Origin of the sequence: Streptomyces sp. NPDC000348 (genome assembly GCF_042898795.1) — a bacterium.
GTDB lineage: Bacteria > Actinomycetota > Actinomycetes > Streptomycetales > Streptomycetaceae > Streptomyces.
On the sequence record NZ_JBIAZD010000019.1, the window covers coordinates 139425 to 150591 of the forward strand.

Here is an 11167-nt window from a genome sequence, read left to right on the forward strand (position 1 = left end):
GCGCGTCCCGCTCCGGTGAGGTGAACGACCGGCGGCGGATCGGCCAACTCCCCGCGTGAGCATGCCCCTTGGACACCTGCGGACCTCATACTCACTGAGGTCCGCAGGCCCTTCCAGGGAGGCAGAGCATGGCCCTCACCACCCGTCGCAGAGCCCTCACCACCCTCGGCGCCGCCCTCGCCGGCCCGGTCGCCCTCCCCGCGGCCCAGGCACTGGCCGGCGAACAAAAGCGCCGACCCCGCCCGTTGTGGCGAGCCCACGCCCACAACGACTACGAGCACCCCCGTCCCCTCCTCGACGCCCTCGACCACCGCTTCGGCAGCGTCGAGGCCGACGTCCACCTGGTCGGCGGCCAACTCCTCGTCGCCCACGACCCCGAGGACCTCGACCCGTCCCGCACCCTCGAGTCCCTCTATCTCGACCCGCTCGCCGCCCGGGTCCGCGCCCACCACGGCTCGGTGTACCGCGGACACCGCGGGCCGCTCCAGCTGCTCATCGACATCAAGACCGAGGGCGCGTCCACCTACCTCGAACTCCACCGCCGTCTGCGCCGCCACCGGCATCTGTTCACCACCTGCGCCCACGGCAGGGTGCTGCCCGGACCGGTCACCGCGGTCGTCTCCGGCGACCGCGCGGCCCGTGCCCCCATGGAGGCCCAGAAGGTCCGCCACGCCTTCTACGACGGCCGGCTCGCCGACCTCGGCGGCACCGCTCCGGCCTCCCTCGTCCCGCTGATCAGCGACAACTGGACGCTCAACTTCACCTGGCGGGGCGTCGGCGCCTTCCCCGACGCCGAGCGCCGGAAACTGCGCGACATCGTGGGCACCGCCCACGCGCGCGGGCAGCGGGTGCGGTTCTGGGCCACCCCCGACCTGCCGGGGCCCGCCCGCGACGCGCTCTGGGGCGAACTGGTGGCGGCGGACGTGGACCACCTCAACACGGACGACCTCGCGGGCCTGGAATCCTTCCTCGACGCCCACCGGCGGGCGTGACACCACACGTTCGGGGGACAGGTCAGCCGCCCGGACGAACCCTCCGCTACGCCACACTTGCGGCCGAACGCCGCGAAACGGATGTGGCGGAGGAGGTTGACGATGGCCATTTCCATCTCTGTGGTGCTGCTGCTCTCGGTTCTTGCGGTGATCTTCCTGCGCAACGGCGGGCTGAAGATCTCCCACGCGCTGGTCTGCCTGCTGCTCGGTTTCTACCTGGCCGGTACGAGCATCGCGCCCACGATCCACAGCGGCCTCACGGCGACCGCCGACATCGTCGGCGGTCTGCGGCCGTGAGACCACCGCGCCGAACGCGGTTCAGCGGTCGGTGACCGGCTCCCGCGGCAGCACGGTGACGCGGTGGAAGTTGCACCCCGCCGATGCCGGCGGCGTGGACGGGGGCCTGTTCTGGTGCGCCTTGAGGGCGACGCTCACCAGACTGAGCAGCAGGTCCACGTCCGTGGCGCAGTCCAGATGCACCGTCACCCAGCCCGAGTCCGGCACCAGTTGTATCGCGCTCGACCCGCCCAGGTCGTAGTGGAAGCGCTGGATGGCCCGACGGGTGAGGTGGAGGTCCACGTCCCGCGCGGAGTGGAAGTGGACGATCTCGTCACGGGTGGTGCGGAGCGCCTGCCCCGTGCCGCAACCGGCCGGACAGGCCGTGAGATCGGACCAGGTGAGCAGTCGCTCCATGGCTCGCTGCGCCGGTGTCATGCCCTCATCGTCACCCGCTCAACGTCCGGACACCAGGAGTTGGGCGATTCGTAATCGAGAGGTGAGGTGGTGAGGTTGCCGGAACACCGGTGAGAACCTGACATACGATCATGTCATGGCAGTCGACGAGTTGATGACCTGGCACGGCGTTCCCGTCCTCGTGTGCGACCAGGACGGCCCGAAGCTGAGCGGCGGCGCCACCGCCCTCGATCTGATCGGCGATGCCATGGGCTGTCACGCGGAGGTGGTGGCCGTCCCCGTCGAACGGGTGGCCGACGAGTTCTTCGCCCTGCGCTCGGGAGTCGCCGGGGACGTGGTGCAGAAGTTCGTCAACTACCGGCTCCGTCTGGTGATCGTCGGCGACATCGCCTCCCGCGTTGCGGAGAGCGACGCCCTGCGCGACTTCGTGCGGGAGGCGAACCGCGGCCGCCAGATGTGGTTCGTCGCCGACCGCGCGGAACTCGAGGAGAGGCTCGCGCGCGGGTAGGCCGCGTGTCCCGGGGCGCGCGTCAGGCCCGTTCGGCCACCGCCGCCGGGTCGTCCAGGACTCCCCGCACCACCGAGTGCGCCGCGCCCAGCAGCGGGCCCTCGGACCCCAGCGGGGACACGGAGACGGGACAGGCCGGCCCCGCGGTACGGCGGGCCAGCTCGGAGCGGAGCGACGGCAGCAGCCAGGGTGCGAGCCCGGAGAGGGCTCCGCCCAGCACCACGCTCTCGGGGTCCAGCAGATTGACCGCCCCGGTCAGGGCGATCCCGAGTGCCGTCCCCGCCTCCTCCAGGGCGCGCCGTACGGCCGCGTCGCCCTGCTCGGCGCGGCCCGCGAGGAGGCCGACGCGGTCCTCGCCCGGCTCCAGTCCGGCCGCGCGCAGCACCGCCTCCTCACCGGCGTACTGCTCCAGGCAACCCCGCCCGCCGCAGGCGCACCCCGGCCCGTCCGGCCATACCGGTACGTGGCCCAACTCGCCGGCGAAGCCGCGGTTTCCGTGCAGCAGCCGCCCGTCCACGACGACCGCGGCACCGATACCGATCTCGGCGGACACATGGAGGAAGTCGCGCGGGGTGTCCTCGCCGAGCCACAGTTCGGCCAGCGCGCCGAAGTTGGCCTCGTTGGCCACGGTGAGCGGCAGGCCCGCCGGGAGCAGGTCGCCGAGGTCCGTGTCGAGCCAGCCGAGGTTCGGGGCGCGCACGACGGTCCGGGCGTCGCGCGCCACCAGACCCGGTACGGCCACCGCGAGCCCCGCCGGCCACAGGCCCTCGCCCTCCACCTCGGCGACGACCCGCTCCGTCAGCTCGGTGAGTTCCCCGAGCACCGGCCCGGGGGAGCGGTCCCGGTTCGGGACGTGCCGCACCGCCCGCGACCTGACCCGGCCGCGCAGGTCGACCGCGCAGACCGCGAGGTGATCGACGCCGACCTCGGCACCGATCCCCGCCGGGCCGCGCCCGCTGACGGCGAGCGCCGAACCGGGACGGCCCACGCGTCCGGGCCGCTCCGGGCCCAGTTCCTCCAGCAGGCCCGAGCGGATGAGCTCGTCGACCAGCGTGGACACCGCCGCGCGGGTCAGCCCGATGCGGGAGGCGACACCGGCCCGGGACAGCGGCCCCTCGGCCCTGACGGTGTGCATCACCCGCGAGAGGTTGCGGCGGCGCATGCCCTGCTGGGTGTCGGGCAGCGCGCGCCCCGGACCGGCCGGGCGGGCCTTGTGCAGCGGTGCGCTCATTCCTCCGTCGTTCCTCGGTCTCCGCGGTCGTCGTGCGCCGACGGCCGCCACAGCCGGCCGGCCGGTGTCTCCGGCCGGCGCCGTGCCGGCGGGTGCCGTCAGCCGGCGGTCGTACCGCGGTCGAGCAGCGGGGCCGCGTCGGAGAGTACCCCGGCCAGCCCGGCCAGCGTCTCCTCGTCCCGCTCCACGGCCTCCAGCACCGGGCCCGCCGCCGTGTCCCAGCGCCGGGCGACCGCGGCCGGGTCCTCCCCGGTGAGCAGCCCGGCCGCCTGCGCCGCCGCACCGAGCGCGACCAGCTCCTTGGCCCCGGGCACCTGGACGGACCGCCCCGACAGCCGCCGTACGGTCTGCTGCCAGGCGGTGCCCCGGGCGCCGCCGCCGATCAGCAGCAGGGGCGCCGACGGGTCGGCGTCCTCGTCGAGGACGAGGTCGAGCGCGGCCAGCAGGGAGTACACGGCACCGTCGTAGGCGGCCTGGAGCAGCTGCCCGCCGGTGGTGTCGTGGCGCAGCCCGTGCAGCAGACCGGAGGCGTGGGGGAGGTTCGGGGTGCGCTCGCCGTCCAGGAAGGGCAGCAGCGTGACGCCGCCCCCGGGCTCGACGGCCTCGCGGTCCAGGTTCAGCAGCGCCGCGACCCGGTCCACGGCCAGCGTGCAGTTGAGCGTGCAGGCCAGCGGCAGCCAGTCGCCGCGGGCGTCGGCGAACCCCGCCACCGTGCCGGTCGGATCGGCCGGCCTGCGCTGCGTCACCGCGTACACGGTGCCCGAGGTGCCGAGGCTCATCACCGGCGTGCCGGGACGCACCCCGAGGCCCAGCGCGGCGGCGGCGTTGTCGCCGGTGCCGCAGGCCACCAGGGTCCCCTTGGAGAACGGCAGGTCGTGGCTGTCGCGCACGGTCCCGGCGACCTCCCCGGGGCGCACCACGCGCGGCAGCAGCGCCGGGTCGAGGCCCACGTGCGCGAGGATCTCCTCGTCGTACGCCTCCGTCCCCGAAGCCCACCATCCGGTGCCCGAGGCGTCGCCGCGGTCGGTCGTGCCCTCCCCGGTGAGCCGCTCGGTGAGGTAGTCGTGGGGGAGCCGGACCGCCTTGGTGGCGCGCACCGCGTCCGGCTCGTGCTCCGCCAGCCAGGCCCACTTGGTGACCGTGAAGGAGGCGGCCGGCACGCTTCCGGTGCGCTCGGCCCAGAACTTCGCGCCGCCCAGCTCCTCGATCAGCCGGCGGCCCTGCGGCGCGGAACGCACGTCGTTCCACAGCAGCGCCGGACGGACCGGCTCCCCGTGCCCGTCCAGGGTGACCAGGCCGTGCTGCTGCCCGCCGATCGACACCGCGGCGGCCTCGTGCGCCGCCTCGCCGCACTGGCGCAGCGCCTCGCGGAGCGCGTCCCACCACTGGCGAGGATCGCTCTCCCGGCCCGCCCCCGAGGTCACCGTGTGCGGCGCCTGGCCGCTCGCGACGACCCGGCCGGTGGCCACGTCGACGACCAGCGCCTTGGTGGACTGGGTGGATGTGTCCACGCCGACGACGAGCGGACCCTCGGCTGCTGACATCGGTCTCTCCCTCTTCCGCGCCCCGGCGGGGTGTGTCTCTTCCCAGAAATGTTCCTGCATACTAATTTGTAAACCGCCATGACGAAATAGCCTCAGCGAGCAAGGAGCCGCGGCATGAACTACCAGCCCACCCCCGAGGACAAGTTCACCTTCGGACTGTGGACCGTCGGCTGGCAGGGACGGGACCCCTTCGGTGACGCCACGCGGCGTGCCCTCGACCCGGTCGAGTCGGTGCGGCGCCTGGCCGAACTGGGCGCCCACGGCGTCACGTTCCACGACGACGACCTCATCCCCTTCGGCTCGAGCGACAGCGAGCGCGAGGAGCACGTCAAGCGGTTCCGGCAGGCGCTGGACGACACCGGCATGAAGGTGCCGATGGCCACCACCAACCTGTTCACCCACCCGGTGTTCAAGGACGGCGGGTTCACCGCGAACGACCGCGACGTGCGCCGCTACGCGCTGCGCAAGACCATCCGCAACATCGACCTCGCGGTCGAGCTCGGCGCCGAGACCTACGTGGCCTGGGGCGGCCGTGAGGGTGCCGAGTCCGGAGGCGCCAAGGACGTGCGGGACGCCCTCGACCGCATGAAGGAGGCCTTCGACCTGCTCGGCGAGTACGTCACCGCCCAGGGCTACGACATCCGCTTCGCCATCGAGCCCAAGCCGAACGAGCCGCGCGGCGACATCCTGCTGCCCACCGTCGGCCACGCCCTGGCGTTCATCGAGCGCCTGGAGCGCCCGGAGCTGTACGGCGTCAACCCGGAGGTCGGCCACGAGCAGATGGCCGGTCTGAACTTCCCGCACGGCATCGCGCAGGCGCTGTGGGCGGGCAAGCTCTTCCACATCGACCTCAACGGCCAGTCCGGCATCAAGTACGACCAGGACCTCCGCTTCGGTGCGGGCGACCTGCGGGCCGCGTTCTGGCTGGTGGACCTCCTCGAGTCGGCCGGGTACGAGGGACCGCGGCACTTCGACTTCAAGCCGCCGCGGACCGAGGACTTCGACGGCGTGTGGGCCTCGGCGGCCGGCTGCATGCGCAACTACCTGATCCTCAAGGAGCGCGCGGCCGCGTTCCGCGCCGACCCGGAGGTGCAGGAGGCGCTGCGCGCGGCCCGGCTGGACCAGCTGGCCCAGCCGACGGCGGCCGACGGCCTCCAGGCCCTGCTCGACGACCGGTCCGCCTTCGAGGACTTCGACGTCGACGAGGCCGCCGCGCGGGGCATGGCCTTCGAGCGCCTCGACCAGCTGGCGATGGACCACCTGCTGGGCGCCCGGGGCTGAACCCCGGCCGCGAGGGCGTGGCCGTCCCGCCCCTGCCACGGGACGGCCACGCCCTCGCGCACCTGTCCGGGTGCGGGCCACGCCCTCGGCGTGGTCCGCACCCGGTCGTGGCAGGCGCTGCGCGCGTGCGCAGGAGCCCGGGGCGCGGCGACCGCGCGGGCCCACGCCCGCGCGGGCCCACGCCCGCGCCGGCCCGTGTCCGCGCCGGCCCGTGTCCGCGCCGGCCCGTGTCCGCGCCGGCCCGTGTCCGCGCCGGCGCGGGGCCTCCTGGCGGCGACGTCCCGCGTGCGAGGGCGCGGCCCGAGCCGGCTCGCCACGCAACTTGCAGGCGCGCCCCGTGCACCGTACGACCGTGGGGCGCACGCCGGCGGCAGGGAGCGGGCCCGCCACGGGGAACCCCACGCCGGGCACGCTCCCCCGAAGGGACCTCCGCCGAGGCCGGCGCCGTGGTAGTCCCCGCCGAGGCCCGGCGGCCGCGTTCCCCGCGGTACGGCGGCCGGGGTCCGTCGCGGGCCGGGTGCCGCGGGCGGGGCGGGGACCCGGCCGGTGGCTATCCGTCGAGTGCGCGCTCCGCCGAGGCCAGCGCCGTCGCCGGGTCCTGGGAGCAGCCCCCTGCCGGGACCCACCGGCCGCGTTCGCTGCGGTACGGCCACCAGCGGCCCTCGCGGTCCAGGCGCAGCTGGACGGGTGCGCCGACCACCGTCCACCGGTTGGCCCGGGCCCGGAGCACCGGCCGTTCGTCCTCGTCCCACGCCGAGTCGAGGGCGGCACGCGCGCGTGCCAGCCGTTCGCCGTCCACAGTCCACTCCTCGTCGAGCACGGCCAGGGCCGCCGCACCGCCGTGCCGCCAGGCCCGTACGGCCACGGCCAGCCCTTCCCGGCCGCGCCCCGACCCCTCGGCGAGCCGCTCCGCCACCGCGCGGCCGGGCTCCCCGGCGGCCAGCCGCACCGCGTCCCGCGCGACGGCCGGTTCCGGCTCCACGGGCTGCCGTTCGTGCCCGTCCCGGAGTGCCCGGGCCAGCGACCGGTGGGCCTGCACGGCGGTCCGGGCGGCCAGGAACTCCAGCGCGGACGGATCGATCCCGGCCACGGGTTCCGCCCCCGTCTCCAGCGACGGCGGAACCCCCGGCTCCACGGGAAGGGCGGGAGGGCCGGGGAGCGACGGCAGGATGTCACCGGCCGCGTACGCCTCGGCCGCGTCCACGCCCTCCGGACCCCGGGCGGGCCGCCCGGCGGACGCGTCGCCCCGAGCCCGGAGCGCGTCCAGCAGGGCGCGTTCGCCCCGTCCCCGCACCAGCAGCAGGACGAACGGGTCCTGGTCCAGCAGCCGGGCCACCTGATAGCACAGCGCCGCCGTGTGACCGCAGTGGTCCCAGGCGCCGCAGTCGCACTCCGGCTCCAGGTCGCCGAGGCCCGGCAGCAGTTCGACGCCGGCCAGCTCCGCGTCCTCGACCAGGTGCGTCGGCATCTCGCGGTCGAGCAGCGCCGCGACATGCCCGGCCCGCTCCACGGTCATGTCCAGGAAGCGGTCCCACTGTTCCCCGGACAGCTCCTGCAGCAGCACGTCCGCGCGGTGGGCCGTACGGTCCCGGTCCTGCACGACCGCCGTGATGCGTCCCGGCCGTACCGACACCGCGCCGACCGCGCCCGCGCGGGCGAGCCCGCGGCCCGCCCTGAGCTGCCCGGAGTCCAGCGCCGTGCCCTCCAGCGCCGTCAGCCAGGCCCGGCCCCACCAGGTCTGCGCGAAACCACGCCCCCGCGCGGGCGGCAGCGTGGCGAAGGTGCGCTCCACGCCGGCCCCGTCACCGTCGTACCGGGTCATCCCAGTCCCCCTCGGAGTTCGACCAGTTCCGCCAGCTCGGCGTCGGTCAGTTCGGTGAGCGCCGCCTCGCCGGAGCCGAGGACCGCGTCGGCCAGCTCACGCTTGCGCTCCAGCAGACCGGCGATGCGGTCCTCGACGGTCCCCTCGGCGATGATGCGGTGCACCTGCACCGGCCGGGTCTGGCCGATGCGGTACGCACGGTCCGTCGCCTGCGCCTCGACGGCGGGGTTCCACCAGCGGTCGTAGTGCACGACATGCTCCGCGCGGGTGAGGTTCAGCCCGGTCCCCGCCGCCTTCAACGACAGCAGGAAGACCGGGACCCCGCCGTCCTGGAAGCGGCGCACCATCTCCTCGCGTGCGGCGACCGGTGTGCCGCCGTGCAGGAACTGCGCCGGTACGCCCCGTGCGGCCAGATGGCGCTCCAGCAGCCGGGCCATCCGCACGTACTGCGTGAACACCAGGACACCGGCCTGCTCGGCGAGGATCGTCTCGAGGAGTTCGTCCAGCAGCTCCAGCTTTCCCGACCGCCCCGCGACCACCGGCCGTTCCTCCTTGAGGAACTGCGCCGGGTGGTTGCAGATCTGCTTCAGGCCGGTCAGCAGCTTCACGATCAGTCCGTGCCGCGCCGTGCCGCCGGCGCCGGCGATCTCGGCCATCGCCTCGCGCACCACGGCCTCGTACAGCGCCGTCTGCTCCTGGGTGAGCGACACGGTGTGGTCGGTCTCCGTCTTGGGCGGCAGCTCGGGCGCGATCCCGGGGTCCGACTTGCGGCGGCGCAGCAGGAACGGCCCCACCAGACGGGCCAGCCGGTCCGCCGCGGCCGGATCCTGCCCGCCCTCGACGGCGTCCGCGTACCGCCGCCGGAAGGTGCCGAGCCGGCCCAGCAGGCCGGGAGTCGTCCAGTCGAGGATCGCCCACAGTTCCGACAGGTTGTTCTCCACCGGCGTGCCGGTGAGCGCCACGCGCGCGCGTGCGCCGATGGAACGCAGCCGGCGGGCCGTCGAGGAGTACGGGTTCTTCACGTGCTGGGCCTCGTCGGCGACGACCATGCCCCAGGCGACCTCGGCGAGCCGGGAGGCGTCCAGCCGCATGGTGCCGTACGTGGTGAGCACGAACCCGCCGTCGGCCGGGTCGTCCAGCGTCCGCCGCGCGCCGTGGAAGCGGCGCACCGGTGTGCCGGGCGCGAACCGCTCGATCTCCCGCTGCCAGTTGCCCATCAGGGAGGTCGGGCAGACCACGAGCGTGGGGCCCGCGGACCCGGGATCGGCCTGGCGGTGCAGATGCAGGGCGATCAGGGTGACGGTCTTGCCGAGCCCCATGTCGTCGGCGAGACAGCAGCCCAGGCCCAGGGAGGTCGTCCGGGCCAGCCAGTCCAGGCCGCGCCGCTGGTAGTCCCGCAGCGTGGCGGCGAGGGCGGCGGGCTGCTCGACGGGCTCCTGCGCCCCGGGGTCCGCGAGCCGGTCCCGCAGGTCCGCCGGCCACCCGGTGGGCCGGACCTCGATCAGGCTGCCGTCGACCTCCACGGAGCCCGTCAGGGCCGCACCGAGCGCGTCGACCGGCGTGATCCTGCGGTCCTGGCGCGCGCGGGCCCGGGCCAGCTCCTGCGGGTCGACCAGGACCCACTGGTCGCGCAGCCGTACGAGAGGACGGTTCGCCTCGGCCAGCCGGTCCAGCTCCCCGCGCGTGAGCCGCCGGTCGCCCAGGGCGAACCACCAGTCGAAGGCGAGCAGCGCGTCGGCGGACAGGAACGACGGCCCGTCCGCGGACCCGGTCCTTCGGGCCCCCGGCCCGTCGTCGGCGGGACCGACCTCCGCGCGGGTGGTGAGTTCACGGACCAACTCCTTGGGCCAGTGGACGTCGACACCCGCGCCGGCGAGCATCCGGCCTCCGGCGCCGAGGAGTTCGGTGACCTCCTCCTCCGCGAGGTCCACCGCGTCCGGCACGGCCGCCGACAACAAGGGGGTGAGCGGCGCCCAGGCCCGCGCCGCGCGGCGCAGCGCGAGCAGGGCGTCCGTCCGCGCGCGGGAGCCGAAGGCCGCGGGGGAGGCACCGGCCCACACCTCGGCGGCGTCCGCGACGAGGGCGGGGTCGTGCACGCCGTGCATCTGGAGGACGGCCCGGAACGACACGTCCGCGGCGTCAGCGGCGTCCGTGAGCCCGCGCACCTCGATCCGCAGCGACAGCCGTACGCCGGCGTCGTGGCCCGCGGCGATGTCGGCGGCCCAGGTCCGCAGTCCGGGCAGCCGTTGCGGCCCCGGTGCCGCGAAGGCGGCGGTGCCGGTCGCGAGGCGGGCGGCGGGGGAGCGGGGGAGGGTGTCGGCGACCGCGTCGAGGAAGGCGCGCAGCAGCCGTTCGGGGTCGGGCAGTCGCGGTGGCTCAATGCCGTCCAGCGGCATCGCGTGCGCCTCGGGCGGCATCGAGGCGGCGAGCCGGCGGATCGCCTCGACGTCCTCCGCGTCCAGCGGGCCGACGCGCCAGGCGTCGTGGTCGGCGGGGGAGAGGCCGGGCAGCAGCAGACCGCGCGCCGCCAGGTACAGGGCGTGCACGGCGGCGGCCCCCCAGAAGAGGGTGGCCCGGTGCCCCGTGCCACCGGCACGCGCGCGCGTGAGGAACGGGAGCGCGTCGCGCACCGGCAGCACGGTGGCGGGCACACGCACTGCCTCGATCCCGTCGTCGCCGGGCACCACGACGGTCAGGTCCTCGGCCGACGCCGCGTTCGCGGCCGGCGGGGGCGAGCCGTCGGGCCGCCAGAACGCGACCCGGCCGGTGCGGGCGGGATCGCCCGGTACGAACACGGCCGGACAACCGGCCAGTTCGGAGTGGGGGGAGGGTGCGGAGGAGGGTGCCGGGGGAGTCGTCTGCGCAGCGATGACAGGAGTCCTCAAACTTGACTAGTGAAGCCGGAGTCGCCGAGGGTACAGCACGAGCGGTGCCGGTCGGGTATGCCTGTGCTGTGAGCCGGGTCACCATGGAGGTGCCGTCGTGGGGGGGGGCGGGGCGGGGGGCCCCCCCCCGCCGGGCCGGGGGGGGGGGGGGGGGCGCCCGCCCCCCGCGCGGGGGGGGGGGGGGGCCCCCCCCCGGGCCCCGCCGGGGCGC

9 protein-coding genes are annotated in these 11167 nt (G+C 75.2%); 4 read left to right on the forward strand and 5 right to left on the reverse strand.

Annotation, left to right across the window (positions count from 1 at the left end; genetic code table 11):
* The first annotated feature begins 128 nt into the window (after positions 1-128).
* Positions 129-992: a phosphatidylinositol-specific phospholipase C/glycerophosphodiester phosphodiesterase family protein gene (locus ACFY3N_RS30010; protein WP_390819918.1), complete on the forward strand. Its 864-nt coding sequence runs from the start codon at positions 129-131 to the stop codon at positions 990-992.
* A gap of 102 nt (positions 993-1094) precedes the next feature.
* Positions 1095-1289, forward strand: coding sequence for a hypothetical protein (locus ACFY3N_RS30015; RefSeq protein WP_390819919.1), 195 nt, complete (start codon positions 1095-1097; stop codon positions 1287-1289).
* Between the two features lie 21 nt (positions 1290-1310).
* On the opposite strand, the gene ACFY3N_RS30020 is transcribed toward ACFY3N_RS30015, so the two are convergent.
* Complete coding sequence (locus ACFY3N_RS30020) at positions 1311-1706, reverse strand: luciferase family protein (RefSeq protein ID WP_390819920.1); 396 nt, start codon at positions 1704-1706, stop codon at positions 1311-1313.
* 115 nt (positions 1707-1821) lie between these two features.
* Here ACFY3N_RS30020 and ACFY3N_RS30025 point away from each other — a divergent pair, with 115 nt between their 5' ends.
* On the forward strand, positions 1822-2193 hold the full coding sequence (locus tag ACFY3N_RS30025; protein ID WP_390819921.1) for a DUF4180 domain-containing protein: 372 nt from the start codon (positions 1822-1824) through the stop codon (positions 2191-2193).
* A gap of 22 nt (positions 2194-2215) precedes the next feature.
* Here the strand turns inward: ACFY3N_RS30025 and ACFY3N_RS30030 are convergent, their stop codons facing one another.
* The gene (locus ACFY3N_RS30030) at positions 2216-3424 is read right to left on the reverse strand and encodes an ROK family protein (protein WP_390819922.1); all 1209 of its coding nucleotides are present in this window, start codon (positions 3422-3424) and stop codon (positions 2216-2218) included.
* Positions 3425-3522: 98 nt separating this feature from the next.
* Positions 3523-4968 carry a xylulokinase gene (gene xylB / locus ACFY3N_RS30035; RefSeq protein ID WP_390819923.1) on the reverse strand — a complete coding sequence of 482 codons (1446 nt, stop codon included), beginning with the start codon at positions 4966-4968 and terminating at the stop codon, positions 3523-3525.
* A 114-nt stretch (positions 4969-5082) separates the two neighbouring features.
* Between xylB and xylA the strand changes: the two genes are divergently transcribed.
* Positions 5083-6249 (forward strand): xylose isomerase, encoded by a 1167-nt coding sequence (gene xylA / locus ACFY3N_RS30040; RefSeq protein ID WP_390819924.1) that lies wholly within the window; start codon positions 5083-5085, stop codon positions 6247-6249.
* Between the two features lie 550 nt (positions 6250-6799).
* Here xylA and ACFY3N_RS30045 read toward each other — a convergent pair.
* A complete protein-coding gene (locus ACFY3N_RS30045) occupies positions 6800-8071 on the reverse strand; it encodes an SWF or SNF family helicase (RefSeq protein WP_390819925.1) in 1272 nt (423 codons plus the stop codon).
* The gene (locus ACFY3N_RS30050) at positions 8068-10866 is read right to left on the reverse strand and encodes a DEAD/DEAH box helicase (protein WP_390819926.1); all 2799 of its coding nucleotides are present in this window, start codon (positions 10864-10866) and stop codon (positions 8068-8070) included. Before ACFY3N_RS30050 ends, ACFY3N_RS30045 begins: the two co-directional genes overlap by 4 nt.
* Positions 10867-11167: the final 301 nt, after the last annotated feature.

What these genes read in the sequence shown, in the direction of transcription:
- ACFY3N_RS30010 (WP_390819918.1), top strand. Translation starts at nt 129, where the DNA reads ATGGCCCTCACCACCCGTCGCAGAGCCCTCACCACCCTCGGCGCCGCC.
- ACFY3N_RS30015 (WP_390819919.1), top strand. Translation starts at nt 1,095, where the DNA reads ATGGCCATTTCCATCTCTGTGGTGCTGCTGCTCTCGGTTCTTGCGGTG.
- ACFY3N_RS30020 (WP_390819920.1), bottom strand. Translation starts at nt 1,706, where the DNA reads ATGACACCGGCGCAGCGAGCCATGGAGCGACTGCTCACCTGGTCCGAT.
- ACFY3N_RS30025 (WP_390819921.1), top strand. Translation starts at nt 1,822, where the DNA reads ATGGCAGTCGACGAGTTGATGACCTGGCACGGCGTTCCCGTCCTCGTG.
- ACFY3N_RS30030 (WP_390819922.1), bottom strand. Translation starts at nt 3,424, where the DNA reads ATGAGCGCACCGCTGCACAAGGCCCGCCCGGCCGGTCCGGGGCGCGCG.
- xylB (WP_390819923.1), bottom strand. Translation starts at nt 4,968, where the DNA reads ATGTCAGCAGCCGAGGGTCCGCTCGTCGTCGGCGTGGACACATCCACC.
- xylA (WP_390819924.1), top strand. Translation starts at nt 5,083, where the DNA reads ATGAACTACCAGCCCACCCCCGAGGACAAGTTCACCTTCGGACTGTGG.
- ACFY3N_RS30045 (WP_390819925.1), bottom strand. Translation starts at nt 8,071, where the DNA reads ATGACCCGGTACGACGGTGACGGGGCCGGCGTGGAGCGCACCTTCGCC.